Origin of the sequence: Foliimonas ilicis (assembly GCF_039939195.1) — a bacterium.
Classification (GTDB): Bacteria; Pseudomonadota; Alphaproteobacteria; order Rhizobiales; family Rhizobiaceae; genus Foliimonas; species Foliimonas ilicis.
Genome location: NZ_JBDUUH010000002.1, coordinates 1 through 26,837, shown reverse-complemented (window position 1 = coordinate 26,837; position 26,837 = coordinate 1). Strand labels below are relative to the sequence as shown.

Sequence of the window (26,837 nt, the reverse complement as noted above, 5' to 3'; positions counted from 1 at the left end):
GCGAATCTTGACCAGGAATATCGGCGCTTTTCTCGTGAAATTCGTAAGTCTGATTGGTTTCGCGCTGCTCGTCGGTTGCCAGACGGCGCAGAGTCCGGGTGGAGCAGCAGGAGCGTCCTCAAGCGGCGTAGCCTACCTCGCATCCATCCGGTCTTCGAGCGGCCTGTCGTCGCTCACGCCAGATCGCCAGCTCGAAAAAGCAGCGTTGGAACAAGCCAAGTATATGGCCGCAGCAGGCCGTATGACGCATTCGACCGGATGGCGTCGCGATTTCGCGACGCGCATGAAAAGCAATGACATCGACGGCGCGGCGGCTGAAAATCTTGCGCATGGACGCATGGAACCAGCCCGCGTCTTCTCGATGTGGATGGACTCGCAAGGGCATCGCCGAAACATGCTGGACGGCCGTTTCGGGCGCTTCGGCCTGGCTTATGCCTATGAAAGCCCCGGAAGCGATCGCCGTTACTGGGCACTGGTTCTGGCACGATGATTGAGACTGCGGCGCTTGTGCGCGTGCCGATTTTGCTGCAAATCAGACGCCCATGAAACTTCATCCGCTCGATCATCTTGTTCTGCCCTGCGCGTCTCTGGACGAGGCGCGTGCGCGTTTGACTGCCTTGGGATTTACGGTTTCGCCGCGAGGCGAGCATCCGTTCGGTACGATCAATTGCTGCGTCTATTTTTCGGACGGCACATTCATCGAGCCGCTGGCCATTGGCGATGCCGACAAGGCGGAGCAGGCGGCAAAAGAAGGCAATGTATTCGTAGAGCGGGACAAGTTGTTTCGCAGCCGCAATGGTGACAACGGTTTCTCCGCACTTGTGTTGGGAACCGAAGATGCCGACGCAGATCACGCTCGTTTCGTGAAAGCAGGAGTTTCGGCTGGAGAAATCCTGTTCTTCTCGCGCGATTTTGTCGATGCAAGCGGCGCTAAGGACAAAGCCTCGTTCAAGCTGGCATTTGCCGCTGACGAAAAATCCCAGGATGCTTTTGCTTTTGCCTGCCAGCGCGTCAACGTCCCAAAGGTCGACAAGTCGGAACTGGAGCGCCACGGAAACGGCGTGATGCGCATCAAAGGCGTTGTGGCGGTAAGCGCTACACCTGAAAAGTCATCCGAGTTTTTGACTGTTGCGGCTGGCGGCCAGAAATTTGCAGCCAACACGACGCTTTTGCCCAATACGGAACTGACTGTTCTGAATGCGGAGGCGTTTTTTGAACGCTATGGCGTAGCGTCTCCGAAATCTGACGAATTGGTGTTCTCAGCTATCAGATTTGGCGTGGCTGATATGAACGCGACGCATACACTGCTGGCACGAAACGGCGTGGACAATCACAAGGCGACCGATTTTATTCTCGTGCCGAGCGCACCGGGACAAGGCGCACATATAATCTTCGAGGAAAACAAATGAACGCGATCAACTCCGACAAGCCGAACCCAATTGTGAAGGCAGGCAACGTTTCGTTTTCAAATACGATGCCTCTCACCCTTATTGCGGGTCCATGCCAACTCGAATCGCGTCAGCATGCGTTCGATATGGCAGGCGCTCTCAAGGAATTGACGACGAAGCTCGGCATCGGCCTCGTCTATAAAACGAGCTACGATAAGGCCAATCGCACCTCGCTGTCCTCGACGCGTGGGGCTGGGCTCGACGCAGCGCTGCCGGTGTTCGATGATCTGCGCAAGGAGTTCGGCCTGCCGGTGCTGACCGATGTGCATTCCGAAGAGCAATGCCGGATTGTCGCCCCGCATGTCGATGTTCTGCAGATCCCGGCGTTCCTGTCGCGCCAGACTGACCTTCTCATCGCCGCTGCCAATACGGGCAAGGTGGTGAATGTGAAGAAAGGGCAGTTCCTCGCTCCGTGGGACATGAAAAATGTGGTGGCCAAAGTCACCGGTTCGGGCAACGCCAATGTCCTGGTCACCGAACGCGGCGCTTCCTTTGGCTACAACACACTCGTCTCTGACATGCGCGCGCTGCCGATCATGGCCGAGATCGGCGCGCCGGTAATCTTCGATGCGACCCATTCCGTCCAGCAGCCGGGCGGGCAGGGCGCGACATCGGGTGGTGAGCGCCGCTTTGTGGAAACCTTGGCCCGTGCTGCTGTCGCTGTCGGGGTCGCCGGTGTGTTCATCGAGACGCATCAGGATCCGGATAATTCGACATCGTCGGATGGCCCGAACATGATACCGCTCAAGGACCTACCGGCATTGCTTGAGCGCCTTATCGCGTTCGACCGGATCGCCAAATCGAACTGACGGCCTGATAAAAGTCGGAACCTTCGCTGCCGGCACCCATTTCCTCCATATCCAATTCTGGAATATGAGGAGACGAAACATGACGACAGCGACAGGACATACAGACGCCATTCGCGCATCGCGCGTAATCGGCACGTCGGTCTATAATACGGCTGGCGAAAGCATTGGCAGCATCGAAGACGTGATGCTGGACAAGACCAGCAATGGCATCATGTTCGCGGTGGTCGGTTTCGGCGGCTTCCTGGGAATCGGTGAAAAGTATCACGCCGTTCCGTGGGCTTCGCTGGACTACGAGAAGGAGCGTGGCGGCTACGTCGTTCCCTTCTCCCAGGAACAGCTCAAGGCAGCACCCGCGCACTCGATCGACGAGTTAACCGGCAATGACGGGCTGAATGCCCGCGACGAGTCATACGAATATTACAAGGTCGAGCCCTACTGGAATTGACCTCATAACTCTCGCAAAGAGCCTGCCATCTGGCGGGTTCTTTTGCGTTTTGGCGTTGGCGGGATCAAGGCTCCGTAACCGTCCATTAAGCAAACCGATGCACATTGTCGCAAAGGGAATCGGCCATGTGGACAAGACAGCATAGACAGCGAAATACCGGACGTTTGATCGTTCCGGGCCTTTGCGCGCTTTTCCTGTCCTATTTCGGTTTCCACGCCTATCATGGCGAATTCGGCATGTATTCGAAATACCAGCTTCAGGACCGCGTTACGGTTCTCGAGAAAAATTACCAGGCAATCAACAAAACGCGCACCGAACTCGAAAGTAGAGTGCAGTTGCTTCACGATGGCACGCTGGAAAGAGATATGCTGGATGAGTTGGCGCGCCGCGCGCTCAATGTATCGCGCCCGGATGAGGTGACGATCATGTTGCCGGCTCAAAATTGAATTAACTGAATTCAAGTTAATTTCCGATATATTTAACGATTTTAAGTGCTTAACTGCATGACAGCCATGCATTTTTCCGCATGGCGGAGTGCTGTTTTGCGTGCTAGCCTCCTCTGAATTCGTCGGATCCAAAGTCGTGTTCGACACGTGTCCGCTAAGAGACGCTATCAGGGAGTGATTTATGGCCGCTGCTGCCAAGAAACCGTCCGCCAGGAAGGTGGACGCAAAGACCCCATCTGCGCCCGTCGCGCCAAAGCCGGCAAATTTCACCAAAGAACAAGAGCTCAAGGCATATCGCGATATGCTGCTCATCCGGCGCTTTGAAGAAAAGGCTGGCCAGCTCTACGGCATGGGTTTCATCGGCGGTTTCTGCCATCTTTATATAGGTCAGGAAGCTGTCGTCACCGGAATGCAGATGGCGCTTGTCGAAGGCGACCAGATGATCACCGCTTACCGCGATCACGGTCACATGCTTGCGATGGACATGTCGCCTCGCGGTGTGATGGCGGAATTGACCGGTCGCCGGAGTGGCTATTCCAGGGGGAAGGGCGGCTCCATGCACATGTTCTCCAAGGAAAAGAATTTCTATGGCGGCCACGGCATCGTCGGCGCACAGGTTTCGCTGGGAACCGGACTGGCTTTCGCCAATCGTTATCGCGAGAACAAGAGCGTCTCGCTGACCTATTTCGGCGACGGTGCTGCCAACCAAGGCCAGGTCTACGAAAGCTTCAACATGGCTTCCTTGTGGAAGCTGCCGGTCATCTACATCATCGAAAACAATCGCTATGCGATGGGCACGGCAGTCAGCCGTTCGTCGGCGGAGACGGATTTCTCTCAGCGCGGGCTTTCGTTCAAAATTCCCGGCATTAAAGTCGATGGAATGGACGTGCGCGCGGTGAATTCCGCTGCTGAATTGGCGCTTGAATGGTGCCGTTCCGGCAAAGGCCCGATCATTCTTGAGATGGAAACCTATCGCTATCGCGGCCATTCCATGTCCGATCCTGCGAAATATCGCTCGAAGGACGAAGTCCAGAAGATGCGCTCGGAGCATGACCCGATCGAGCAGGTCAAAGCACGTCTTCTTGAGAAGAAGTGGGCCAACGAAGACGAACTGAAGCTGATCGACAAGGAGGTTCGCGATATCGTTGCGGATTCCGCCGATTTCGCACAGACCGATCCGGAGCCGGATGTATCCGAGCTCTATACGGACATCACGCTTTAAGGGAGGGCAGAGATATGCCAATCGAAATTCTCATGCCCGCGCTCTCACCGACAATGGAAGAGGGCAATCTTTCCAAATGGCTCAAGAAAGAAGGCGATAGCGTTAGCCCCGGCGACGTTATTGCTGAAATCGAAACCGACAAGGCCACGATGGAAGTCGAGGCCGTCGATGAAGGTACGCTCGGCAAGATTCTGATTGCCGAGGGCACGGAAGGCGTGAAGGTGAATACGCCTATCGCCGTTCTGCTTGCTGAAGGCGAAAGCGCCGGCGATGCGGCAAAGGCCCCTGCGAAGCAGGAAGCCGAAGCTGAAAAACCAGCGGACGCCGAAGTGCAGGAAGAAAAGCCTGCAGAAAAGAAGCAGGCGGCAGTTCCAGCCGCTCCTAAAATGGAAGTGGCTGCCGACCCGGATATTCCGGCAGGCACGGAAATGGTTTCGACCACCGTGCGTGAAGCGCTTCGTGACGCGATGGCCGAAGAAATGCGCCGTGACGCCGACGTTTTCGTCATGGGCGAAGAAGTCGCCGAATATCAGGGCGCCTACAAGATCACGCAAGGCTTGCTGCAGGAATTCGGCGCAAAGCGCGTTGTCGATACGCCGATCACTGAGCACGGCTTTGCCGGTGTCGGTGTCGGTGCTGCGATGTCCGGCTTGAAGCCGATCGTCGAATTCATGACGTTCAACTTCGCGATGCAGGCGATCGATCAGATCGTAAACTCTGCTGCGAAGACGCTTTATATGTCGGGCGGCCAGATGGGCGCGCCGATCGTGTTCCGTGGACCTAACGGCGCGGCTGCACGCGTCGGGGCCCAGCATTCGCAGTGCTACGCCGCATGGTACAGCCATATTCCTGGCCTCAAGGTCGTCATGCCTTACACGGCAGCGGATGCGAAAGGCTTGTTGAAGGCTGCGATCCGTGATCCGAACCCGGTCATCTTTCTGGAAAACGAAATCCTCTACGGCCAGTCTTTCGACGTGCCGAAGCTCGATGATTTCGTCCTGCCGATCGGCAAGGCGCGCGTGCACAAGAAGGGCAAGGACGTTACCATCGTCTCCTTCGGCATTGGCATGACCTATGTGGTCAAGGCAGAGGCCGAACTGGCCAAGCTCGGTATCGATGCGGAAATCATCGATCTGCGCACCATTCGCCCGCTGGATTTCGACACGATTATCGAATCCGTAAAGAAGACCAACCGTCTGGTCGTGGTCGAGGAAGGCTACCCGCAGAGTTCTGTTGGCGATCATATCGCAAGCCAGATCATGCAGCGCGCGTTCGATCATCTCGATGCGCCGGTCGTTACTATTGCCGGTAAAGATGTGCCGATGCCGTATGCCGCCAATCTCGAGAAGCTTGCGCTTCCGAATGTCGGTGAGGTTGTCGAGGCGGTGAAAGCCGTCACCTATCGCTAAGCGGGGAGGACGCAATGCCGATTAACATTACGATGCCGGCCCTCTCTCCCACGATGGAAGAGGGCAATCTGGCAAAATGGCTGGTCAAGGAAGGCGACAAGGTTTCGCCTGGTGACGTGATTGCCGAGATCGAAACCGACAAGGCCACGATGGAAGTCGAGGCCGTCGATGAAGGAACGGTCGCGAAGCTTCTCGTCGCGGCAGGTACCGAGGGCGTAAAGGTCAACGCGGTCATCGCCGTGCTGGTCGAAGAAGGCGAAGATGCTTCTGCGGCTGCTACGGAAAGCGCCGAAGCGCCTGCCAAGGCAGAGGCCAAGCCGGAAGCCGCCAAGGCCGAGGCCGCACCGGCGGAAAAGAAGGCTGAAGAGCCAAAGGCTGCTCCCGCTCCGCAAGCTGCGGCTCCTGCAAAGGCAGAGAATAAAGGCGACCGCCCGTTCGCATCGCCGCTCGCGCGCCGCATTGCCAAGGACGCCGGTGTCGATGTTTCTGCCGTGAAAGGCTCCGGTCCGCATGGCCGCGTGGTCAAGGCGGACGTGGAAGCCGCGATTGCCGGAGGCGGCGCGAAAGCTGCTCCTGCAGGCAAGGACTCTGGCGCTCAACAGGCTCCCATAGTCAAGGGCATGTCGGACGATCAGGTGCTGAAACTCTTCGAGGAAGGTTCCTACGAGCTAATTCCGCATGACGGAATGCGCAAGACGATCGCGCGCCGTCTCGTCGAGGCGAAAACGACCATCCCGCATTTCTATCTGACGCTCGATTGCGAACTCGATGCGCTTCTGGCGCTGCGCAAGCAGCTTAACGATGCGGCTCCCGTCAAAAAGACGGAGAAGGGCGACGTTCCGGCCTACAAGCTTTCGGTCAATGACCTCGTCATCAAGGCAATGGCGCTGGCCTTGCGGGACGTTCCGACCGCCAATGTGTCCTGGACCGAATCCGCAATGGTTCAGCACAAGCATGCGGATGTCGGCGTTGCCGTTTCCATTCCGGGTGGCTTGATTACGCCGATCGTTCGCAAGGCCGACGAAAAGACGCTTTCTGTTATCTCCAACGAGATGAAGGATCTGGCCGCGCGTGCACGAAACCGCAAGCTGAAGCCCGAAGAATATCAGGGCGGAACGACTGCTGTTTCCAACCTCGGCATGTTCGGCATCAAGGATTTCGCGGCAGTCATCAATCCGCCGCATGCAACGATCCTTGCCGTCGGTTCAGGCGAAGAGCGTCCGGTCGTGAAGAATGGCGAAATCAAGATCGCCACGATCATGTCCGTCACGCTGTCTACGGATCACCGCGCCGTCGATGGTGCCTTGGGTGCTGAACTTCTCTCAGCCTTCAAGCGTCACATCGAAAACCCGATGGGGATGCTCGTCTGAGGCTCGCTGGCCAAGGTGATTGAAGCTGATGAGGGAAAGCACCATGAGGCAGACTGTACTGTGGCTATCATGCGTCTTTGCATTGACTGTCACCGGCATGTTCGGGAGCCTCATGCTTGCGACGCCGCATGCTTTTGCGGCATCGCAGGAGAATGCAGAGCACATTTCGGATAGGTTTGGTTTCGAAGAATCCTACCTCACGAATGTCGATGGGTTGATTGCCGAACTCAGGAAATTTCCCGGCATGTTCTCTGGTCGGGAAAACAAGGACACGGAGGAGCTGCGTGTCCGACTGACCCGCGAGCGGCTCGTTGGGATGCAGAGTGAAATACTAGGCACGGCCCGCAGCTTCATCGCCGAAAATCTGTCGGATGAAGAGGTCGAGCACCTGCTTTCGAACATGGGCGCTGATGGCCGGATCGACGATGCGAAGGCGACAGAGACAAAGGATCAGGTCGTGAAGCTCTATCGCGACGCCATCTTCAACGCCATCATCGCCTCCGCCGTGCCGGTGCAGGAGCAGGCTGACAAGATGAAAAAATCGGGCGAGGCGGCGCAGTGAAGACAGTTCTCTGCTATGGCGACTCGCTGACCTGGGGCTACAATGCCGAGGGGCCGACGCGGCATGCATATGCAGATCGCTGGCCAAGCGTTTTGCAGGAAAAGCTCGGTTCGGAATTTCTCGTGGTTGCCGAAGGTTTGAACGGCCGGACGACTGCTTTCGATGACAATATGGCTGGCGAAGATCGTAATGGAGCGCGCATCCTGCCGACATTGCTCGGCACGCATTCGCCACTCGATCTCGTCATCATCATGCTTGGAAGCAACGACATGAAGCCGTGGATTCACGGCAATCCGCTTGCTGCGCGTCAGGGAATTGCAAGGCTTATCAAGATCGTAAGCGGACATTCGTATCAGTTCGATATGCCTGCGCCGCAAATTCTCATCGTTGCACCGCCTGTCGTCAGCCGTACCGAAGACAAGGAATTTTCGGCGATGTTCGAAGGCGGCAACGAAGCGTCGAAATTTCTGGCCGCGCATTATTCCGAACTCGCCGATCAGGAAGGCTGCGGGTTCTTCGATGCCAATTCGGTAGCGAAGACCACACCACTGGATGGCGTACATCTCGACGCAGAAAACACACGAGCAATCGGCACGGCGCTGGAACCAATGGTTCGCGTCATGCTCGCTTTATAGAAACGGGGAGATACACCGTGGCTGAAAATTACGACGTCATCATCATCGGCTCCGGCCCCGGTGGCTATGTGACCGCGGTGCGTTCCGCGCAACTTGGCTTCAAGACCGCGATCGTCGAGCGCGAGCATCTGGGCGGCATCTGCCTGAACTGGGGCTGCATCCCCACGAAAGCGCTGCTGCGTTCAGCCGAGATCAAGCATTATGCAGAGCATGCCAAAAGCTACGGCCTGACGATCGACGGAACGGTAACGGCGGACGTAAAAGCCGTCGTTGAGCGCTCGCGCGGCGTTTCTGCCCGTTTGAACGGCGGCGTCGGCTTCCTGATGAAGAAGAACAAGGTTGATGTCATCTGGGGCGAGGCCAAACTCACCAAGCCAAACGAGATCGTCGTTTCGAAAACGTCCAAAAAGCCGATGGAGCCGCAGCATCCGATTCCCAAAGGCACCAAGGGCGAGGGCACCTACACAGCAAAACACATTATCGTCGCGACAGGCGCTCGGCCGCGTGCATTGCCGGGCATCGAGCCGGACGGCAAGCTGATCTGGACCTACTTCGAGGCCATGGTGCCGAAGGAAATGCCGAAATCCCTGCTGGTCATGGGCTCCGGCGCAATCGGCATCGAATTCGCGAGCTTCTATCGCACGATGGGCGTGGATGTGACCGTTGTCGAACTCATGCCTGCTGTCATGCCGGTAGAAGACGCCGAAGTCTCGGCTTTCGCGAAAAAGCAGTTCGAGAAGCAGGGAATGAAAATCCTGCTCGAAGCAAAAGTCACCAAGGTTGAAAAGGGTGCGAACTCCGTCACCGCCCATATCGAGACCAAGGACGGCAAAGTTCAGAAAATCACCGCCGACCGCATGATTTCGGCTGTCGGCGTGCAGGGAAACATCGAAAATCTCGGACTGGAAGCGCTTGGCGTTAAAACCGAGCGCGGCTGTGTGGTCATCGACGGTTACGGCAAGACGAATGTGCCGGGCATCTATGCGATCGGCGATGTTGCCGGCCCGCCGATGCTGGCGCACAAGGCGGAGCATGAAGGCGTCGTCTGCATCGAGAAGATCGGCAATGTTCCGGGCGTCCACGCAATGGACAAGCTCAAGATCCCCGGCTGCACCTATTGCCAGCCGCAGGTCGCCTCGGTCGGTCTGACAGAGGCCAAGGCAAAGGAAGCTGGATACGACATTCGCGTCGGCCGCTTCCAGTTCGCGGCAAACGGCAAGGCAATCGCGCTTGGTGAAGATCAGGGCTTCATCAAGACGATTTTCGACAAGAAAACCGGGCAATTGCTGGGCGCGCATATGATCGGCACGGAAGTCACCGAGCTCATTCAAGGCTTTGTCGTCGCGATGAATCTGGAGACGACCGAGGAAGAACTGATGCACACGATCTTCCCGCATCCGACACTTTCGGAAATGATGAAGGAAAGTGTTCTCGACGCATATGGACGCGCGCTTAACGCATAGGAGCTTTGTCGGCAGCGCCCCTGTTTAGTCGCTTCGACTTCGACTATATGGGAAGGACGTAAAGCCGCCCAAGGAGACCGATATGGATCCGCAGTACGGAATCATGGGAATGCCCGGCGTCGGGTTTTTCGGAATGCTGGTTATTGGTTTTCTTGCAGGCTATGTCGCGGAAAAGGCGACCAGCAGCAATCATGGACTGTTCACCAACATCCTTGTTGGTATAGCTGGTTCCTTCGTCGGCGGCACCCTGGCCGGTCTTCTTAACTTCAACTATTACGGCTTCCTCGGAAATCTTGTGGTCGCCATTGCCGGTGCCATCGTCATTCTCTGGATATTCGGCCGAAGCCGCAAAAGCGTGTAAGATAGTCAGATATGGTCACTGTTCTCGACAATGTAGCCAACAAGCCGCGGCCAAGACACCCTGAAAAGGCGCATCGCCCGGATCAGGAAGTCTTGCGCAAACCCGACTGGATTCGCGTAAAAGCGCCCGTATCAAAGGGCTATGCCGAAACGCGCGAGATCGTGAAATCGCATAAGCTTGTCACGGTTTGCGAAGAGGCTGGCTGCCCCAACATCGGCGAATGCTGGGAAAAGAAGCACGCGACTTTCATGATTATGGGCGAGATTTGCACGCGCGCCTGCGCATTCTGCAATGTCGCGACCGGCATTCCGACGGCACTTGATCCCAACGAACCGGGAAGCGTGGCCAAGGCTGTCGCGAAAATGGGCCTGTCCCATGTTGTTATTACGTCCGTCGATCGCGACGATCTGGCTGACGGCGGCGCGCAGCATTTTGCCGATGTGATCTATGCGATCCGTGCTGAAACGCCGAACACAACCATCGAAATTCTGACACCCGACTTCCTGCGCAAGGAAGGCGCTCTGGAGATCGTCGTTGCGGCAAAGCCCGACGTCTTCAATCACAATCTGGAAACGGTGCCTTCGAACTATCTGACCGTTCGTCCGGGCGCGCGCTATTTCCATTCGATCCGGCTTTTGCAGCGGGTTAAGGAAATCGATCCATCGATTTTCACGAAATCCGGCATCATGGTTGGGCTTGGCGAAGAACGGCACGAAATCCTTCAGTTGATGGACGATCTTCGCAGCGCCAATGTCGATTTTATGACGATCGGGCAGTATCTGGCCCCGTCGAAGAAGCATCACCCGGTGAAGAGCTTTGTCACGCCAGACGAATTCAAGTCGTACGAGACTGTTGGCAAGTCCAAGGGTTTCCTGCTCGTCGCTTCAAGCCCGCTGACACGCTCGTCCCACCACGCAGGCGACGATTTCGCAAAGCTGCGCGTCGCGCGCGAGGCAATGCTCAAAAAAGCCGGCTGACGACCGCCAAATGCCGAAATTCGAAACAACGCGACACGTCAGTCACGCGCCGGAGCAGATGTTCGCCCTTGTTGCGGACGTGGAGAAATATCCCGAATTTCTGCCGCTTTGCGATGGGCTGACGGTACGCTCTCGAAAAGAACGCGATGGTCGCGCTCTTCTGGTTGCCGATATGACGGTCGGCTACAAGGCGGTGAAAGAGACATTCACCAGTCAGGTCCATCTGAAGCCCGACGAGAACACTATCGACGTGAAATATCTCGATGGGCCGTTCAAATACCTCACGAACATCTGGCGTTTCGACAGCTCTGGCGATGGCCAGACTGACATTCATTTTTTCATCGATTATGAATTCAAAAGCCGCATTTTAGGTGCGCTGATGGGTACGATGTTCGACCGCGCCTTTCGTATGTTCACAGATGCATTCGAAAAGCGTGCGGATGTGGTCTATGGCAAATCTGAACCGGTAAAAGCCGTTGGACAATGAGATCGCCGGATATGAGCTGCTCGCCGGTACGCCGGATGTCGAGACGTATAGGCGTTTGCGCCGTATTTCGGGCCTGAGTGAAAAATCTCTGGAGGCCGCAACACGCGGACTGCCGAACACGCTTTTCGCGGTCACGATTGTATCGAACGGCGAAAAAGTCGGTATGGGGCGCATCATCGGCGATGGCGGCTGTTTTTATCAGATCACGGATATCGCGGTCGATCCCGCCCATCAGGGTAAGGGTCTCGGCAAGATGATCATGAAGGCGCTGGTCGATCATCTGCGGGAGACGGCGCCAAAAAGTGCTTATGTCAGCCTGATCGCGGATGGTCCCGCGAAGCATCTTTATGAGAAATTCGGCTTCAAAGCGACCGCACCAGTGTCGATTGGCATGGCTTTACAGCTTTAAACGTCTGCGTTCAGCTCTCTAATTCCGATTTCCAGTGCGGTTTTTACGGTTTCCTGCCGGATAAAGTCGCGCCCTAGGTTCAGAAAAATACGATGCTCGGCAATAGGCGGGCGTCCTTTGATCGCCAGGCCAAACCAAACCAACCCGACCGGCTTTTCTTCAGAGCCGCCATCCGGCCCGGCTATTCCCGTTACCGAAAGCGCTATCTCCGCTCGCGAATATTCCAGCGCGCCCGAAGCCATCTCCAACGCTGTTTCTTTCGACACCGCACCATAGGTGTTCAGCGTATCTTCACTGACGTCGAGCATTTCCTGCTTCGCTTCATTCGAATAGGTGACGAAGCCGCGGTCCACCATCGACGACGAACCGGGAATGTCGGTTAGCGTCGCGATGATCAGGCCGCCGGTGCAGGATTCCGCGGTTGCGGAGAGTATTTTCCGCGAGGCGCATGCCTTCAGGAAAGCATCGGCGAGATCTGCGATTTGGCTCATTCAGGAAGTTCCCCCGGATAAACAACGCTTGCGGTGGCGATAGCCGCAATGCCTTCTTCCCGGCCCAGAAAGCCGAGCTTTTCATTCGTTGTGGCCTTGATCGATATCCGATCCGGCGAAATGCCGAGCATGCCGATCAAGGCAGCAGTCATCGCCTCGCGATGAGGGCCGACGCGTGGCGCTTCGCAAATCAGCGTTATGTCGGCATTGGCGATACGACCACCACGCTCCCGCACGATTGCGGCGGCATGTTCGACGAAGAGTTTCGAGGCGGCGCCCTTCCATTGAGGGTCGGACGGCGGAAAATGTGTGCCGATATCGCCCGCACCGCAAGTTGCCAGCAATGCGTCGGTTAGCGCATGAAGGCCAACATCGGCGTCTGAATGGCCGTTGAGTTTTTTGTGATGAGGAATTTTCACACCACAGAGCGTGACATGATCGCCAGCCTCGAACGAGTGAACATCGTAGCCGTTTCCGGTCCGCACATCTGGGAAATTCATGGGCCTGCCTGAAAATCGTTGGTTTGCAATCTCTATATCCCGCGCCCAGGTGATCTTGATGTTGTCGGGCGAGCCCTCAACCAGCCTGACGGGGATGCCTGCCCACTCTGCGATTGATGCGTCATCCGTAAAAGCATCTTCCGCACTGTTGAATGCGCGCTCATGCGCATCGAGGATTTTTTCGAACGGAAAGCCCTGTGGTGTCTGGGCGGAATAAAGATTCTCGCGCGAAATGGTTTTATCGACGGTGCCGTCTGCCGAACCGTGTTTGAGCGTATCAGACACAGGCACTGAGGGCAGGGCGCCATGAATGTCGTCGATCGCGGCAACTGTCCTGTCGATGAGCGCATGATCGATGAAGGGCCGCACGCCATCCTGTATCAGCACTGATTGCAGCCCGCTGTCGCGAAGTGACAGAAGCGCCAATCGTGTGGATTCCTGACGCGTTGGCCCGCCATAAACCGGCGTCACCCGATCCGCGAACGTGCCAATCGCTTTGCGAAACAGCGCATCGTCATCTGGATGTATCGCAACCACGATAGGTCCAATCTTATCATGCGTAGCAAAGGCCTCTATCGTGCGCTCAAGGATGGAACGACCGCCGATCTCGCGATATTGCTTGGGTCCGTTTTGTTGACCCGCACGTTCTCCACGACCGGCCGCCACGATGACGACGCCAATCGTTTCTTCTTCAGGCCGGTCGGATTTCGGACTTTTTGTTTTCATAGGAACGGCATAGCCACGGCCCTTCGCTTATGCCAGTAATTTCATCTCATCCTTTGATGTGTCGTTTTGAACGGTTGCGCCAGCAAGCGGAAATGTCTATTAGATAAGCAAAATTATGCGGTGCTTTGTTTTTGTGCATGCCTACTCCGATCAATCTTGCTGAGCCGCTCAATGTCGGCGGCGTCGAACTGCGGAACAGAGTGTTTCTTGCGCCCTTGTCCGGCATAACAGACGTCTGTTTTCGGCAGCGCGCCTATGCGCATGGCGCAGGTCTTGTCGTATCGGAAATGATCGCAAGCGGCGAGCTGATCAAGGGCAGCTCGGAATCGATCAGGCGAACGATGGGATTCGGGCAAGGTGTGCGGATGGTGCAGCTTGCCGGTCGCGAATCTGGGGCCATGGCCGAAGGCGCGCGCATCGCTGAAGGCGAGGGCGCAGACATCATCGACATCAATATGGGTTGCCCGGCGAAAAAAGTGACGGGCGGGTATTCCGGCTCGGCACTCATGCGCGATCTCGATCATGCGGTCTCACTGATCGACGCTGTTGTTGGAGCCGTTTCGGTGCCGGTAACCGTCAAGATGCGGCTTGGCTGGGATGACGGGCTGATCAACGCGCCCTCGCTTGCGGAGCGCGCCGAACAATCCGGCGTCAGTATGATTACGGTGCATGGGCGCACACGCTGCCAGTTCTACAACGGGGCCGCAGATTGGGATGCCGTCCGCGGTGTTCGGCAAGCCATAAAAATCCCGTTGGTCGTCAACGGCGATATTTCTTCTCGTAAAGAAGCTGAAGAGGCGCTTGCCCGATCAGGAGCGGATGCCGTGATGGCCGGGCGCGCGCATTATGGTGCACCTTGGATGGCCGGCGAAATAGCTGGAAGCGCGTTGGCTGTACCCGAAGCCGCTGCGGAAATGTCCGACTATGTCGTGTCTCATTACGAAGACATGCTTGGCCTTTATGGCGTCGAAAGCGGCCTGCGACAGGCTAGAAAGCACCTCGGCTGGTACATGGACAAGCATGCACCCTTAGCGCCCATAGATCTCCGCCGCTCGATCATGACTGAAACAGATGCAAATAAAGTCATGAATATGCTGAGAAAAATGTTCAACCACGACGACATCCAGAAAGAAGCTGCATGAGTATGGCCTCAAATTTCCAAAAGGATGTGCCAAACGCAGCACAGATCGTTCTGAACACGATCCGTCGCCCGGTGGTGATGATCTCGCACGACGATTTCATCGTTTACGCAAATGCCGATGCCGAAGATTTCTTCCGGGCTAGTGCGACCACGCTTGCGCGCAGCAAGCTGGACCGTTTCGTGCCGTTTGGCAGCCCCATTCTGGTTCTGGTCGAGCAAGCGCGTGAGCGCAATTCGCCCGTGAACGAGTATCGCGTCGACATTTCCTCGCCGCGTCTGGGCATCGAGAAAATCGTCGATATCTACGTCTCGCCCGTACCCGAAATTCCGGGCTCTGTCGTCGTCATGTTTCAGGAAAGGTCGATGGCCGATAAGATCGACCGTCAAATGACGCATCGGGGCGCTGCGCGTTCGGTCACTGGACTTGCCGCCATGCTCGCACATGAGATCAAGAACCCGCTGTCAGGCATACGTGGTGCGGCGCAGCTTCTGGAAACGGCCGTCTCCGACGAAGATCGGGCGCTTACGCGCCTCATCACCGACGAAACGGACCGTATCGTCTCGTTGGTTGATCGTATGGAAGTGTTTTCCGATGAACGCCCGATCGACCGTTATCCGGTCAACATTCACGTCGTTCTCGATCATGTCAAAGCCATCGCAAAGAACGGTTTTGCAAGGCAGATCAAGATCGTCGAGGAGTATGATCCATCGCTTCCGCCTGTCTACGCGAACAGGGATCAACTCATACAGGTGTTCTTAAATCTGATTAAAAATGCGGCAGAAGCTGTTGAAAACAAAGATAATGGCGAGATAATTCTGTCTACGGCATTCCGGCCAGGCATACGCGTTTCCGTGCCGGGAAGTCAGGAGCGCGTTTCTCTGCCTCTCGAATTTTGCGTCTACGATAATGGTCCAGGCGTTTCCGAAGATATTCTGCCCATCCTGTTCGATCCCTTCATCACGACCAAGCCGAACGGTTCCGGCCTCGGCCTCGCGCTCGTCTCCAAGATCGTCGGCGAGCATGGCGGTATCATCGAATGTGAATCGACCCCGCGCGGAACTGTCTTCCGTGTCCTGATGCCTGCGTGGAAAGAAGCGCCCGCAACGGCCGAAGAATTGAATAGTGGAGACGTGAAATGAGCATGCGCGGCAGCATTTTGGTGGCAGATGACGACGCCGCCATCCGCACGGTTCTCAATCAGGCGCTTTCGCGGGCAGGTCACGAGGTTCGCGTGACATCCAATGCCGCCACGCTTTGGCGCTGGGTGGCCGCGGGCGAGGGCGATCTGGTCATCACCGACGTCGTCATGCCCGATGAAAACGCGTTCGACATGCTCCCGCGGATCAAGAAGGCGCGGCCTGAACTTCCCGTCGTCGTGATGAGTGCGCAAAACACCTTCATGACCGCCATTCGCGCATCGGAAGTCGGTGCCTATGAGTACCTTCCAAAGCCGTTCGATCTGACCGAATTGCTGAACATTGTGAACCGGGCATTGGCCGAGCCGAAGCGGCCAAGCGTCGATCCGCGCGGGGATGACCAGCTCGATACGATGCCGCTTGTCGGACGTTCGGCAGCGATGCAGGACATCTACCGCATGCTGGCCCGCATGATGCAGACCGATTTGACCGTGATGATTACCGGCGAGTCGGGCACGGGCAAGGAACTGGTGGCGCGTGCGCTTCATGAGTATGGCCGTCGCCGCAATGGCCCGTTCGTTGCCATCAATATGGCAGCCATTCCGCGTGATCTGATTGAATCGGAGCTGTTTGGTCACGAAAAAGGGGCGTTTACTGGCGCTCAAAACCGCTCGACCGGACGCTTCGAGCAGGCAGAAGGCGGCACGCTATTTCTGGATGAAATCGGCGATATGCCGATGGAGGCTCAAACCCGGCTGCTGCGCGTTCTTCAGCAGGGCGAGTACACCACGGTCGGTGGACGCACTCCGATAAAGACCGACATTCGCATCGTCGCCGCGACCAACAAGGATCTTCGCACACTCATCAGCCAGGGACTGTTTCGCGAGGATCTTTTCTACCGTCTGAATGTCGTTCCGCTCCGAATTCCTGCACTCCGAGAACGCTCGGAGGATATTCCCGATCTTGTCCGCCATTTCTTCAAGCAGGGAAAAAACGAGGGGCTGCAGACGAAGCGTATTTCCACAGGCGGCATCGAATTGATGAAGCGCTATTCGTGGCCCGGCAATGTGCGCGAACTGGAAAACCTTATCCGGCGTCTGGCGGCATTGTATCCGCAAGACGAAATTTCGGCCGAAATCATCGAGCTAGAGCTTCGTACTGGCGAGCAACCGGCTGCCGCTTCCGAGCTCATTCCTGAAAATCTTTCGATAAATCAGGCCGTCGAGCATTATCTTCAGCGCTATTTCGCTTCCTTTGGTGAAAATCTGCCGCCGCCCGGCCTGTATCAACGCATCCTTGCCGAGGTCGAGTACCCGCTGGTGCTGGCTTCGATGACCGCCACGCGCGGCAACCAGATCAAGGCTGCCGAGCTTTTGGGCGTGAACCGCAACACGCTTCGCAAGAAAATACGCGAACTGGGCGTCAACGTGTACAGAGGCTCCAAGCACGGCTGATTTCAGCTATTTCGCATTCGCGTTTTCTTCCCCACAGTTTTGTTGCATAATCGCCACAATGCGTTGCATAGATGCGACGCATTGTGTGGGGTGGCTTTCGTGAATTGGCAGAATTCCCCTCACGATTAGCGCACTTTGGTCGCTCATTGCGGGCGATTATTCAGGAATTTACGCGGCAGAATGGCTATTCAGGCAGCAACTGCAAACGAACCGATTCTTCCACGGCGCGCCAAGGGTGCTGTCGAAGGACGTCGATTGCTTGCTTTGCCGGGCGTCGTCGCAATCATCGGCGCGCTGCTGACAGCCGGTATTTCATTCGCGATTCTCGTCGGCGCGACGCCGATCAGTCCTAATTCATCCACGACATGGTCGCTTATCGGCCTGAATGCCGTTTTCGTTCTGCTTCTCATCATTCTGATAGGACGCGAAGCGCACCGCATTTTCATGGCCCGGCGGCGCGGAAAGGCGGCTTCGCGCCTGCATGTTCGCATCGTTGCGATGTTTGCTCTGGTCGCGGCAACGCCTGCCATCATGGTCGCTGTCATTGCTGCAATTACACTGAATGTCGGTCTGGATCGCTGGTTCGAGATCAGGACAAAGACGATTGTAAGTTCCTCGCTGTCGATCGCCGACGCATATGTGCAGGACTATGCGCGCAATCTGCAGGGCACCACATTGTCGATGGCCTATGACCTCGACAACGCCAGATCGCTCTACAATCTAGACCGAACCGGGTTCCTCAATTTCATGAGCGAGCAGGCGGTTGGCCGCGCCCTGGCGCATGCAGCACTCATCCGCGCAGACGGCTCATTCGTCATGAGCGCAAAGACCGGCGCGGACTTCGCTACACCGGAACCGCCGCAGGGCGCTGCGCAAAGTGCTGCGAGCGGAACGGTTGTACTTATCGAGCCCAGAACTCGAAACATCATTGGCGCGATCATAAAGCTGCGGGAGTTTGACGATCTTTATCTTTACACGATACGGCTGGTCGATCCTGAGGTGATCAAAGCGCGCGAAATCGTTCGCGCCAATGCCGATGAATATCGCGGTCTGGAGGCCAACCGAAGGCCTTCGCAGATTGCGTTCGCGCTGCCATATATGTCGATGACGCTCATCATCATCCTTTCAGCAATATGGACGGGCATTGCGGTGGCGGATCGCCTTGTCCGACCGATCAGGCAGTTGATCGGCGCGGCAGATGAGGTGGCAACCGGCAATCTGGACGTATCTGTGCCGACGCGAACATCCGATGGCGATGTCGCGTCACTCGGCGAGACGTTCAACAACATGCTTCTGGAGCTGAAATCCCAGCGCAATGAGATCCTTCACGCGAAGGATCTGGTCGATGAGCGCCGCCGCTTTTCCGAAGCTGTTCTTTCGGGCGTTACCGCGGGCGTTATCGGTATCGATCCGTCCGGTACGGTGACCATCGTCAACAAGTCTGCCGAAACGATGCTGGCAATCTCGGCAACTGCGTCTGTAGGCCGAAACCTGTCGGTCATTCTTCCGCATGTAGGTCGTGTGTTCGAAATAGGCCGCAGTTCAGGACGACCGGTCTATCGCGAACAGGTTGCGTTCATCCGTGCAGGTTCCGAGCGGACATTTAACGTCCAGGTCACCATCGAGGCAGGCGAAACGCCAAGCGACGAGAAATCCTACGTCGTGACAATCGACGACATCACCGACCTCATGGAAGCGCAAAGGTCGTCTGCTTGGGCCGATGTTGCTCGCCGCATCGCGCATGAGATCAAGAATCCGCTGACACCGATACAATTGTCCGCAGAGCGCATTCGCCGCCGTTACGGGAAAGTCATAACGGAAGACCGCGAGGTCTTCGATCAATGCACCGAAACGATCATCCGCCAGGTCGGCGACATTGGCCGCATGGTCGATGAATTCTCTTCCTTTGCGCGTATGCCGAAGCCTGAAATGCGAAAGATCGACATCCGTGAACCGCTTCGTGAGGCGTCGTTCCTCGTTGAAGTGAGCAAGTCCGAGATCAAATTCGAACGCGAATTCGGAAACGAGCCGCTGTTTGGAACTTTTGACAGCCGGCTTATGGCGCAGGCGTTCGGAAACCTTATCAAGAACGCTGCGGAGGCCATTGAAGGCGCCGAATTCGCGCCGGGCGAGAAGCGCGCGATCCGCATAAGATCGCAGCGCCAGGGCGAGTTCATTCGCGTCGATATCATCGACAACGGCAAGGGACTTCCGCGAGAAAATCGCCAACGTCTTCTGGAGCCCTATATGACTACGCGAGAGAAGGGGACCGGCCTTGGCCTCGCTATCGTCAAGAAGATTGTTGAAGATCACGAAGGACGTCTGGAATTGAACGACGCGCCCGATGATTTCCACAATGGGCGTGGAGCAATGGTCAGCATGATTCTGCCCGCAGCCAGCGATTCGGACGCTATGCCCGATCGCAACGACAAGGCTGAAGAAAGACATACAACTGAAAAGGTCGACAATGGCGTCTGACATTCTCGTCGTAGATGACGAACAGGACATTCGAGAGCTTGTTGCTGGTATTTTGAGCGACGAAGGTCACGAAACGCGAACCGCACATGATGCCGATAGCGCGCTCGCAGCAATCGCGGACCGTGCACCCCGGCTGATATTCCTCGACATATGGCTGCAGGGCTCGCGCCTCGACGGGCTTGAATTGCTCGACCAGATCAAAATTCTCCACCCGACCTTGCCGGTTGTGATGATTTCCGGGCACGGCAACATCGAAACGGCAGTCTCCGCAATCCGCCGCGGCGCATATGATTTCATCGAAAAACCGTTCAAGGCAGATCGGCTGATATTGATCGCAGAACGCGCGCTGGAAACATCCAAGCTCAAGCGCGAAGTGTCTGATCTCAAACTGCGCAGCGGCGAGACGTTCGACCTGATCGGCATGTCTTCTGCGATGTCGCAGCTTCGTCAGGCGATCGAGCGGATTGCGCCGACGAACAGCCGAGTGATGATTATCGGGCCTTCCGGCTCCGGCAAGGAGCTTGCGGCGCGTGCAATTCATGCGCAGTCGGCACGCAAAGCCGGGCCTTTTATCACCCTGAACGCGGCAAATATCACGCCGGAGCGTATGGAAATCGAGCTTTTCGGTACCGAATCGAACGGTGCCGAGCGAAAAGTCGGCGCGCTTGAGGAGGCGCACCGCGGCATTCTTTATCTGGACGAAGTGGCTGACATGCCGCGCGAAACGCAGAACAAGATTCTGCGTGTTCTGGTCGAGCAGCAATTCGAGCGGGTAGGGGGCACCAAGCGGGTCAAGGTCGATGTGCGCATCATTTCTTCGACCGCGCACAATCTGGAAGCGATGATCGCCGATGGGCGTTTCCGCGAAGACCTTTACCACAGGCTGGCGGTGGTTCCGGTTATGGTGCCGGGACTTGCCGAGCGTCGCGAGGATATTCCTTACCTCGTTGACGGTTTCATGAAGCAGATTGCGCGCCAAGCTGGCATCAAGCCGCGCCGCATCGGCGACGATGCGATGGCCGTTTTGCAGGCGCATAATTGGCCGGGCAACGTGCGCCAGCTCCGAAACAACATCGAACGCCTGCTTATTCTGGTGCGCAGCGACGATCCGGATGCGCCGATTACGGCCGATCTGCTGCCCGCCGAGATTGGCGATGTCATGCCGCGTGCGCCGAACCAGTCGGACCAGCACATCATGGCGCTGCCGCTGAGAGAAGCGCGCGAACTCTTCGAAAAAGAGTATCTGATCGCGCAGATAAACAGATTTGGCGGCAATATTTCGCGTACGGCCGAGTTCATCGGCATGGAACGCTCTGCATTGCATCGAAAACTAAAATCTCTCGGAGTATGATTTTGAAACGTTCCGGGGCGGGGCAGCGACTTCAATGCGCGTAATCATTTGCGGTGCCGGTCAGGTCGGCTATGGCATCGCGGAACGGCTGGCATCGGAAAAGAATGACGTATCGGTGATCGACACCGCACCCGAACTCATCCAGTCGGTGCGCGACACGCTGGATGTCCGCGGCTTCGTCGGCCACGGTTCGCACCCTGACGTTCTGGAAGCTGCCGGTGCGCAGCAGGCGGACATGATCATCGCCGTGACGCTCTACGACGAGGTCAACATCGTCGCCTGCGAAGTGGCGCATGGGCTTTTCAACGTGCCGATGAAAATCGCGCGTATCCGCTCTCAATCCTACCTTCTGCCGCATTATCAGGATTTGTTCTCACGCGATCATATGCCGATCGACGTGATCATTTCGCCCGAAGTAGAAGTGGGTGAGATGGTGCTGAGACGCATCAGCCTGCCCGGTGCGACCGAGGTGGTGCGTTTTGCCGAAAACCGCATTCTCATGGTCGGCATCGAGTGCCTCGAAGAATGCCCCGTTATCAATACGCCGCTTGCGCAGCTTAGCGAATTGTTTCCCGATCTGCCGTCAACCGTGGTCGGTGTCGCGCGAAACGGCAATCTCTTCATACCGCGCTCTGCCGATCAGCTTGTTGCGGGTGATCTCGCCTATGTCGTGACGACAAAGGACCAGGTGCGCCGCACGCTAGGCCTGTTTGGGCATGACGAGCAGGAAGCGACACGCATCGTCATCGCCGGTGGCGGTAATATCGGCCGGTATGTCGCGAAGACTTTGGAGCAAAAGCAGAGCCGCACGCGCATCAAGATCATCGAGAATTCGCGTGAACGCTCGATCAAGGTTGCCGACGAATTGCGCCGTACTGTCGTTTTGAATGGCAGCGCTCTGGACCAAAAACTGCTGCTTGAAGCCGACATTCAGGATGCCGACCTCATGGTCGCGCTGACCAACAACGATCAGGTCAATATCCTGTCGAGCGTCATGGCCAAAGGTATGGGCTGCAAGGGCAATCTGACGCTGATCAACAATCCGGCCTACCATGACCTCACGAAATCGCTCGGCATCGACGCGTATGTAAATCCCGGCAGCGTCACGATTTCGCGTGTGCTTCAGCATGTGAGGCGAGGGCGCATCAAGACGGTGCATAGCGTTCATCGCGGCGGCGCCGAGATCATCGAGGCCGAGGCGCTCGAAACATCACCGCTGGTCGGTATTCAATTGCGCGATCTGGATTTGCCCGATGGCATGAGAATAGGCGCGGTCTATCGCGACGGTGTGGTTCTCAAGGCCAATGGGGAGCTCAGGATCAAGCCGAAGGATCGTGTGGTCATTTTCGCGCTTGCGCATGCGGTTCGCCAGGTCGAACAGATGTTTCGCGTCAGTCTGGACTTTTTTTAATAGCGCCTGTCGATTTTTCGGAGTTGGGAAATCATGCCACGCATTGCCTATGTCAACGGACGTTATGTTCCGCACGGCGCAGCCGTCGTTCATATCGAGGATCGCGGTTATCAATTCGCCGATGGTGTTTATGAAGTCTGCGAAGTTGCGCGCGGGCACATCATCGACATGACCCGCCATCTTGATCGCCTAAGCAGATCGCTTTCCGAGCTCTCCATCGCATGGCCTGTCGATCGCGGTGCCCTGCAGATTCTTATGCGTGAAGTCGTGCGGCGCAACCGCGTTCGCAACGGTCTGGTCTATCTTCAGGTCACGCGTGGCGTTGCCAGCAGGGATCATGTTTTCCCGCATCCTTCGACGCGACCGGCCCTGGTCATTACGGCAAAGCACACGGACCCGACCGCTGCTGCAAAGCGGGCGGAAAGCGGAATAAAGGTCATCACAGTGCCGGAAAATCGCTGGGAGAGGGTGGACATCAAATCGACCGGCCTGCTGCCGAATGTTCTTGCGCGCCAGAAAGCCAAGAGCGAAGGCGCGCAGGAAGCCTGGTTTGTCGATCCCGACGGCACGGTGAAAGAAGGTGCTGCGACCAATGCCTGGATCGTGACCAAGGACGGTACATTGGTGACACGCCCGGCAGAAACAGGAATTTTGCGCGGCGTCACCAGAACTACCGTGTTCGATGTTGCTGCAAAACTTGGTTTTACGATCGAAGAGCGGAATTTCTCAGTCGATGAAGCAAAGGCGGCACGCGAGGCTTTCATCACGGCGGCGACCACTATTGTCATGCCCGTTGTGGCGATAGATGGCTCAACCGTCGCAAATGGACATCCGGGCTCGGTGGCACTTTCGCTACGCGAGGCCTTTTTTGACGTTGCGGAAAAAAAGCTAGCCTGATAACCGCAGAGGGCAATAATAATTAATCTCTCCGCATGGGGCTGCATGAGTTCCCGTGTGGAGGTTTGCGTGCTTGACAGATGCCTCCAAATTTGGCGCATTGGCTCGCAAATCAATAAAAACGCCGAAAGATAATAAAAATGGCTGAACGGTCGCAAAACCTCCAAGACCTTTTTCTCAATTCCGTCCGCAAGAGCAAAAATCCCCTCACGATATTTCTGATCAACGGTGTGAAGCTGACCGGCGTCGTCACGTCGTTCGATAATTTTTGCGTTCTGCTGCGCCGCGACGGACATTCCCAGCTTGTCTACAAGCACGCGATCTCAACCATCATGCCGAGCCAGCCTGTTCAGATGTTCGAAGGCGAAGAAAGCCAGGGTGCCTGATTGTCGGCGATAAAGGGCGGTAAGGAAACTTTGTCGCCGGAAGAAAAGCGAGCCGAACATCCCACCAAGGCTGTGATCGTGGTGCCGGTGGTGGCTCGCTCCTCGCGCGCTCAGGAAGATGCCGCAGGCAATCGTCCGCGGCTTGTGCGTTCGCCGGAAGCCCGGCACGAAGAAGCTATAGGCCTTGCCCGCGCAATCGACCTTGTGCCGATACACACCGCCATCGTTCAAGTAAACGATCCGCGTCCGGCCACCTTGCTGGGCAGCGGCAAGGTCGAAGAATTTGCCGAAATCGTCAAGGAAACCGGCGCGGAGCTGGTTATCGTCGATCACCCGCTGACGCCGGTGCAGCAGCGCAATCTTGAAAAGCAGTTCAATGCCAAGGTGCTAGATCGCACCGGGCTGATCCTTGAGATTTTCGGCAGGCGTGCCCGAACGAAAGAAGGCACGCTTCAGGTCGAACTCGCTCATCTGAATTACCAGAAAGGGCGGCTGGTCAGAAGCTGGACCCACCTTGAACGTCAGCGCGGTGGTGCAGGCTTCCTCGGCGGCCCCGGCGAAACGCAGATCGAAGCGGATCGTCGCGCGCTGCAGGAAAAAATCATCAAGCTGAAGCGCGAACTCGAAACAGTTCGCAGAACACGCGACCTGCACCGCGCGAAGCGCAAGAAGGTGCCGTTTCCGGTCGTTGCGATCGTTGGCTATACGAATGCCGGCAAATCCACGCTGTTCAACAGGCTGACCGGAGCAGGGGTGCTTGCCGAGGATATGCTGTTCGCAACGCTGGACCCTACGCTGCGTCGCCTGCGGCTACCGCATGGCACGCCGGTCATACTGTCCGACACCGTCGGCTTTATCTCCGACCTGCCGACCCATCTGATCGCAGCTTTCCGTGCGACCCTCGAAGAAGTCGTCGAGGCCGATCTGGTCATTCATCTTCGTGACATTTCAGACCCCGATACTGCCGCACAGGCAGACGATGTCGAGCGCATCCTGCTCGATCTTGGCGTCGATCTGTCGGAAGCGGACCATATCGTCGAAGTCTGGAACAAGATCGACGAACTCGACGAGGGCAACCGCGAGCGGCTTCTGAACGAATCCGGCGATGCTGCCAACCGCAAGCCGATCCCCATATCGGCGCTAACGGGTGAGGGCATTCCTGCTCTGGTTTCGCTCATCGAGGAGCGGCTGTCCGGCGAACTCACGTTGATGACGCTGGAAATCGCACCCGAAAATCTCCGGCAGATCGATTGGCTGTATCGCAACGGCGATGTCGTCAAACGTACCGATAATGACGACGGCAGCGTAACTCTGAATGTCAATGTCACGAATTCGGCACGTCAGGAAATCGAAGACAGATTACTATTGAAAAACAATAGCTAGTCTCTTTTACTTCACTTTCTTTGCATCTTGCCAAAGCGCTTCCATCTCTTCGAGAGAAGCATTTTCCAGACTATTGCCGGAGGCAAGCAGGGCTGCCTCCACATAATGGAAGCGTGTTCTGAATTTCTCATTCGTGCCGTTCAACGCGGCTTCCGATTCAATGTTCAGATGCCGGCCGAGATTGACGAGGGCAAACAGAACGTCGCCGAATTCGTCCTTTATTGAAGGCTGGTCGTTTGATTGCATCGCTTCGCGAAGCTCCGCAATTTCCTCTTCGATCTTGTCGAGGATGGGTTCTGCCTCGCCCCAGTCGAAACCGACGCGCGACGCTTTTTCCTGCAATTTCAAAGCTCTGGTAAGGGCAGGGAATGCAACGGGTACACCGTCGAGGAAACCTGCTCCATGGTCCTCCGGATCGAGGCCGCGAGCAAGCCGCGCATTCCGCTTTTCGGCTTTTTCCTCCGCCTTTATCTTCTCCCACATGCCCTTGGCCATGCCAGCGCTTCTGGCGGATTCCGGGCCGAAAACATGCGGATGACGGCGTATCATCTTCTTCGTGATCGCCTGAACCACGTCCTCAAAGGAGAACGAACCTTCTTCTTTTGCAAGTTGCGCATGATAGACAACCTGAAGCAAAAGATCGCCTAGCTCATCGCGCAGATCGTCCATGTCGGCACGAGCGATCGCGTCGGAAACCTCATAGGCTTCCTCGATCGTGTAAGGGGCGATGGATGAAAAGTTCTGCTCGACATCCCAGGGACAACCCGTTTTCGGGTCTCTCAGGGCTGACATGATCTCAATGAGACGCGAAATATCTTTGGACGGTTGCATTCGACACTTTAACGCGCCGTCTCACCATTTTGTGCGCCGGTTTTTAAATGTCAGGCGTTGTCCACAATTACGCTAAGGCTGGTCAGATCTAGCGCAGCGTACGATTTGCCGGGATATCCTGTTTCAAAGCGATCGTATCCGCTCTGAACTCGGTAACAAGAATACCGGTTATACGAGCAAAACTCGAAAATGCCTTACGTGCATCTTCGGCGGAAATTTGCGCAGCCATAGCGGCAGAGCAGCTATTCAGGGCGCATCGGTATACCGGCCCGCGACGTCCTACCGGCCAATGTTGCAGGAAGTCCATCGCTTCGGCGACACTCGACAATTCTTCTGTAGTCAGGCCTTGCCCTCGCAACACCTGTACCGGTTGATTGAAACTTAGTCGGCTCATGTTGGTAATCCTCTGGGGCTTGATCTACAACGCCGTAAAGGCGAGGCAGTTGCATGCGAAAGGGATCACAAGAAAATAAACTTGGAATGCTGGTTCCAGCTTGAATGCAACGCTGGCCGAAAATCTACATGTTTTGCCTTTCCATAGCCAATAGGTGCTGGCTGAACATCTCCTTTGGCGTCTGGAACCCAAGGCACTTGCGCGGCGTGTCGTT

Annotated in this window: 28 protein-coding genes; 24 read left to right on the top strand and 4 right to left on the bottom strand. The window is 56.4% G+C overall.

Features of this window, described 5'->3' with window-relative positions; all coding sequences use genetic code 11:
• The first annotated feature begins 7 nt into the window (after positions 1–7).
• The 15 genes from ABFT80_RS05520 (at position 8) to ABFT80_RS05450 (ending at position 12,043) form a co-directional block, all read left to right on the top strand.
• Positions 8–490: a CAP domain-containing protein gene (locus ABFT80_RS05520; protein WP_347970885.1), complete on the top strand. Its 483-nt coding sequence runs from the start codon at positions 8–10 to the stop codon at positions 488–490.
• A 52-nt stretch (positions 491–542) separates the two neighbouring features.
• Positions 543–1,409 carry a VOC family protein gene (locus ABFT80_RS05515; RefSeq protein WP_347970884.1) on the top strand — a complete coding sequence of 289 codons (867 nt, stop codon included), beginning with the start codon at positions 543–545 and terminating at the stop codon, positions 1,407–1,409.
• Complete coding sequence (kdsA, locus tag ABFT80_RS05510) at positions 1,406–2,257, top strand: 3-deoxy-8-phosphooctulonate synthase (RefSeq protein ID WP_347970883.1); 852 nt, start codon at positions 1,406–1,408, stop codon at positions 2,255–2,257. The genes ABFT80_RS05515 and kdsA overlap by 4 nt, the downstream gene beginning before the upstream one ends.
• A 79-nt stretch (positions 2,258–2,336) precedes the next feature.
• On the top strand, positions 2,337–2,702 hold the full coding sequence (locus ABFT80_RS05505; RefSeq protein WP_347970882.1) for a PRC-barrel domain-containing protein: 366 nt from the start codon (positions 2,337–2,339) through the stop codon (positions 2,700–2,702).
• Positions 2,703–2,827: 125 nt separating this feature from the next.
• Entirely contained in the window at positions 2,828–3,148 is a 321-nt protein-coding gene (locus tag ABFT80_RS05500; protein ID WP_347970881.1) for an FtsB family cell division protein, read from the top strand.
• A gap of 181 nt (positions 3,149–3,329) precedes the next feature.
• Positions 3,330–4,370 (top strand): pyruvate dehydrogenase (acetyl-transferring) E1 component subunit alpha, encoded by a 1,041-nt coding sequence (gene pdhA / locus ABFT80_RS05495; protein WP_347970880.1) that lies wholly within the window; start codon positions 3,330–3,332, stop codon positions 4,368–4,370.
• Between the two features lie 14 nt (positions 4,371–4,384).
• Entirely contained in the window at positions 4,385–5,779 is a 1,395-nt protein-coding gene (locus ABFT80_RS05490) for a pyruvate dehydrogenase complex E1 component subunit beta (RefSeq protein ID WP_347970879.1), read from the top strand.
• A gap of 14 nt (positions 5,780–5,793) precedes the next feature.
• Entirely contained in the window at positions 5,794–7,149 is a 1,356-nt protein-coding gene (locus tag ABFT80_RS05485) for a pyruvate dehydrogenase complex dihydrolipoamide acetyltransferase (RefSeq protein ID WP_347970878.1), read from the top strand.
• Between the two features lie 43 nt (positions 7,150–7,192).
• On the top strand, positions 7,193–7,711 hold the full coding sequence (locus tag ABFT80_RS05480) for a hypothetical protein (protein WP_347970877.1): 519 nt from the start codon (positions 7,193–7,195) through the stop codon (positions 7,709–7,711).
• The gene (locus tag ABFT80_RS05475; RefSeq protein ID WP_347970876.1) at positions 7,708–8,346 is read left to right on the top strand and encodes an SGNH/GDSL hydrolase family protein; all 639 of its coding nucleotides are present in this window, start codon (positions 7,708–7,710) and stop codon (positions 8,344–8,346) included. The genes ABFT80_RS05480 and ABFT80_RS05475 overlap by 4 nt, the downstream gene beginning before the upstream one ends.
• Positions 8,347–8,363: 17 nt before the next feature.
• Positions 8,364–9,809 (top strand): dihydrolipoyl dehydrogenase, encoded by a 1,446-nt coding sequence (lpdA, locus tag ABFT80_RS05470; protein WP_347970875.1) that lies wholly within the window; start codon positions 8,364–8,366, stop codon positions 9,807–9,809.
• Between the two features lie 82 nt (positions 9,810–9,891).
• Positions 9,892–10,170, top strand: a complete 279-nt coding sequence (locus tag ABFT80_RS05465) for a GlsB/YeaQ/YmgE family stress response membrane protein (RefSeq protein WP_347970874.1) — start codon at positions 9,892–9,894, stop codon at positions 10,168–10,170.
• A gap of 11 nt (positions 10,171–10,181) precedes the next feature.
• Entirely contained in the window at positions 10,182–11,147 is a 966-nt protein-coding gene (lipA, locus tag ABFT80_RS05460) for a lipoyl synthase (protein WP_347970873.1), read from the top strand.
• A gap of 10 nt (positions 11,148–11,157) precedes the next feature.
• Entirely contained in the window at positions 11,158–11,634 is a 477-nt protein-coding gene (locus tag ABFT80_RS05455) for a type II toxin-antitoxin system RatA family toxin (RefSeq protein ID WP_347970872.1), read from the top strand.
• Entirely contained in the window at positions 11,624–12,043 is a 420-nt protein-coding gene (locus ABFT80_RS05450) for a GNAT family N-acetyltransferase (RefSeq protein ID WP_347970871.1), read from the top strand. Before ABFT80_RS05455 ends, ABFT80_RS05450 begins: the two co-directional genes overlap by 11 nt.
• On the opposite strand, the gene ABFT80_RS05445 is transcribed toward ABFT80_RS05450, so the two are convergent.
• Together ABFT80_RS05445 and ABFT80_RS05440 are read right to left on the bottom strand one after the other, a co-directional pair.
• Positions 12,040–12,534 (bottom strand): CinA family protein, encoded by a 495-nt coding sequence (locus ABFT80_RS05445; RefSeq protein WP_347970870.1) that lies wholly within the window; start codon positions 12,532–12,534, stop codon positions 12,040–12,042. The genes ABFT80_RS05450 and ABFT80_RS05445 overlap by 4 nt on opposite strands.
• Positions 12,531–13,760 carry a bifunctional 2-C-methyl-D-erythritol 4-phosphate cytidylyltransferase/2-C-methyl-D-erythritol 2,4-cyclodiphosphate synthase gene (locus tag ABFT80_RS05440; RefSeq protein WP_347970869.1) on the bottom strand — a complete coding sequence of 410 codons (1,230 nt, stop codon included), beginning with the start codon at positions 13,758–13,760 and terminating at the stop codon, positions 12,531–12,533. Before ABFT80_RS05440 ends, ABFT80_RS05445 begins: the two co-directional genes overlap by 4 nt.
• Positions 13,761–13,897: 137 nt before the next feature.
• Here ABFT80_RS05440 and dusB point away from each other — a divergent pair, with 137 nt between their 5' ends.
• The 9 genes from dusB (at position 13,898) to hflX (ending at position 25,398) form a co-directional block, all read left to right on the top strand.
• Positions 13,898–14,902: a tRNA dihydrouridine synthase DusB gene (gene dusB / locus ABFT80_RS05435; protein ID WP_347970868.1), complete on the top strand. Its 1,005-nt coding sequence runs from the start codon at positions 13,898–13,900 to the stop codon at positions 14,900–14,902.
• A gap of 2 nt (positions 14,903–14,904) precedes the next feature.
• Positions 14,905–16,041: a two-component system sensor histidine kinase NtrB gene (locus ABFT80_RS05430; protein WP_455189893.1), complete on the top strand. Its 1,137-nt coding sequence runs from the start codon at positions 14,905–14,907 to the stop codon at positions 16,039–16,041.
• The gene (ntrC, locus tag ABFT80_RS05425; protein ID WP_347970866.1) at positions 16,038–17,492 is read left to right on the top strand and encodes a nitrogen regulation protein NR(I); all 1,455 of its coding nucleotides are present in this window, start codon (positions 16,038–16,040) and stop codon (positions 17,490–17,492) included. Before ABFT80_RS05430 ends, ntrC begins: the two co-directional genes overlap by 4 nt.
• 180 nt (positions 17,493–17,672) lie before the next feature.
• Complete coding sequence (locus ABFT80_RS05420) at positions 17,673–19,970, top strand: sensor histidine kinase NtrY-like (RefSeq protein ID WP_347970865.1); 2,298 nt, start codon at positions 17,673–17,675, stop codon at positions 19,968–19,970.
• Positions 19,960–21,321 carry a nitrogen assimilation response regulator NtrX gene (gene ntrX / locus ABFT80_RS05415; RefSeq protein WP_347970864.1) on the top strand — a complete coding sequence of 454 codons (1,362 nt, stop codon included), beginning with the start codon at positions 19,960–19,962 and terminating at the stop codon, positions 21,319–21,321. Before ABFT80_RS05420 ends, ntrX begins: the two co-directional genes overlap by 11 nt.
• 34 nt (positions 21,322–21,355) lie before the next feature.
• Entirely contained in the window at positions 21,356–22,732 is a 1,377-nt protein-coding gene (gene trkA, locus ABFT80_RS05410) for a Trk system potassium transporter TrkA (protein ID WP_347970863.1), read from the top strand.
• Positions 22,733–22,765: 33 nt separating this feature from the next.
• Entirely contained in the window at positions 22,766–23,629 is an 864-nt protein-coding gene (locus ABFT80_RS05405) for a D-amino-acid transaminase (RefSeq protein WP_347970862.1), read from the top strand.
• Positions 23,630–23,769: 140 nt separating this feature from the next.
• Positions 23,770–24,015 (top strand): RNA chaperone Hfq, encoded by a 246-nt coding sequence (hfq, locus tag ABFT80_RS05400; protein ID WP_347970861.1) that lies wholly within the window; start codon positions 23,770–23,772, stop codon positions 24,013–24,015.
• Positions 24,016–25,398, top strand: a complete 1,383-nt coding sequence (gene hflX, locus ABFT80_RS05395; protein ID WP_455189881.1) for a GTPase HflX — start codon at positions 24,016–24,018, stop codon at positions 25,396–25,398.
• Between the two features lie 6 nt (positions 25,399–25,404).
• On the opposite strand, the gene mazG is transcribed toward hflX, so the two are convergent.
• Both mazG and ABFT80_RS05385 read right to left on the bottom strand, forming a co-directional pair.
• Entirely contained in the window at positions 25,405–26,229 is an 825-nt protein-coding gene (mazG, locus tag ABFT80_RS05390; RefSeq protein WP_347970860.1) for a nucleoside triphosphate pyrophosphohydrolase, read from the bottom strand.
• An 88-nt stretch (positions 26,230–26,317) separates the two neighbouring features.
• Positions 26,318–26,623 (bottom strand): DUF982 domain-containing protein, encoded by a 306-nt coding sequence (locus tag ABFT80_RS05385; protein WP_347970859.1) that lies wholly within the window; start codon positions 26,621–26,623, stop codon positions 26,318–26,320.
• Between the last annotated feature and the right edge of the window lie 214 nt (positions 26,624–26,837).

Excerpts from the sequence above, each read along its gene's own strand:
- lipA (WP_347970873.1), top strand. The coding sequence starts at position 10,182 with ATGGTCACTGTTCTCGACAATGTAGCCAACAAGCCGCGGCCAAGACAC.
- trkA (WP_347970863.1), top strand. The coding sequence starts at position 21,356 with ATGCGCGTAATCATTTGCGGTGCCGGTCAGGTCGGCTATGGCATCGCG.
- ABFT80_RS05385 (WP_347970859.1), bottom strand. The coding sequence starts at position 26,623 with ATGAGCCGACTAAGTTTCAATCAACCGGTACAGGTGTTGCGAGGGCAA.
- ABFT80_RS05515 (WP_347970884.1), top strand. The coding sequence starts at position 543 with ATGAAACTTCATCCGCTCGATCATCTTGTTCTGCCCTGCGCGTCTCTG.
- ABFT80_RS05485 (WP_347970878.1), top strand. The coding sequence starts at position 5,794 with ATGCCGATTAACATTACGATGCCGGCCCTCTCTCCCACGATGGAAGAG.
- ABFT80_RS05455 (WP_347970872.1), top strand. The coding sequence starts at position 11,158 with ATGCCGAAATTCGAAACAACGCGACACGTCAGTCACGCGCCGGAGCAG.
- mazG (WP_347970860.1), bottom strand. The coding sequence starts at position 26,229 with ATGCAACCGTCCAAAGATATTTCGCGTCTCATTGAGATCATGTCAGCC.
- ABFT80_RS05445 (WP_347970870.1), bottom strand. The coding sequence starts at position 12,534 with ATGAGCCAAATCGCAGATCTCGCCGATGCTTTCCTGAAGGCATGCGCC.
- ABFT80_RS05500 (WP_347970881.1), top strand. The coding sequence starts at position 2,828 with ATGTGGACAAGACAGCATAGACAGCGAAATACCGGACGTTTGATCGTT.
- ABFT80_RS05405 (WP_347970862.1), top strand. The coding sequence starts at position 22,766 with ATGCCACGCATTGCCTATGTCAACGGACGTTATGTTCCGCACGGCGCA.
- dusB (WP_347970868.1), top strand. The coding sequence starts at position 13,898 with ATGCCTACTCCGATCAATCTTGCTGAGCCGCTCAATGTCGGCGGCGTC.
- ABFT80_RS05440 (WP_347970869.1), bottom strand. The coding sequence starts at position 13,760 with ATGAAAACAAAAAGTCCGAAATCCGACCGGCCTGAAGAAGAAACGATT.
- pdhA (WP_347970880.1), top strand. The coding sequence starts at position 3,330 with ATGGCCGCTGCTGCCAAGAAACCGTCCGCCAGGAAGGTGGACGCAAAG.
- kdsA (WP_347970883.1), top strand. The coding sequence starts at position 1,406 with ATGAACGCGATCAACTCCGACAAGCCGAACCCAATTGTGAAGGCAGGC.
- ABFT80_RS05465 (WP_347970874.1), top strand. The coding sequence starts at position 9,892 with ATGGATCCGCAGTACGGAATCATGGGAATGCCCGGCGTCGGGTTTTTC.
- ABFT80_RS05490 (WP_347970879.1), top strand. The coding sequence starts at position 4,385 with ATGCCAATCGAAATTCTCATGCCCGCGCTCTCACCGACAATGGAAGAG.
- ntrX (WP_347970864.1), top strand. The coding sequence starts at position 19,960 with ATGGCGTCTGACATTCTCGTCGTAGATGACGAACAGGACATTCGAGAG.
- ABFT80_RS05430 (WP_455189893.1), top strand. The coding sequence starts at position 14,905 with ATGGCCTCAAATTTCCAAAAGGATGTGCCAAACGCAGCACAGATCGTT.
- ABFT80_RS05505 (WP_347970882.1), top strand. The coding sequence starts at position 2,337 with ATGACGACAGCGACAGGACATACAGACGCCATTCGCGCATCGCGCGTA.
- ABFT80_RS05420 (WP_347970865.1), top strand. The coding sequence starts at position 17,673 with ATGGCTATTCAGGCAGCAACTGCAAACGAACCGATTCTTCCACGGCGC.
- ABFT80_RS05480 (WP_347970877.1), top strand. The coding sequence starts at position 7,193 with ATGAGGCAGACTGTACTGTGGCTATCATGCGTCTTTGCATTGACTGTC.
- ntrC (WP_347970866.1), top strand. The coding sequence starts at position 16,038 with ATGAGCATGCGCGGCAGCATTTTGGTGGCAGATGACGACGCCGCCATC.
- hfq (WP_347970861.1), top strand. The coding sequence starts at position 23,770 with ATGGCTGAACGGTCGCAAAACCTCCAAGACCTTTTTCTCAATTCCGTC.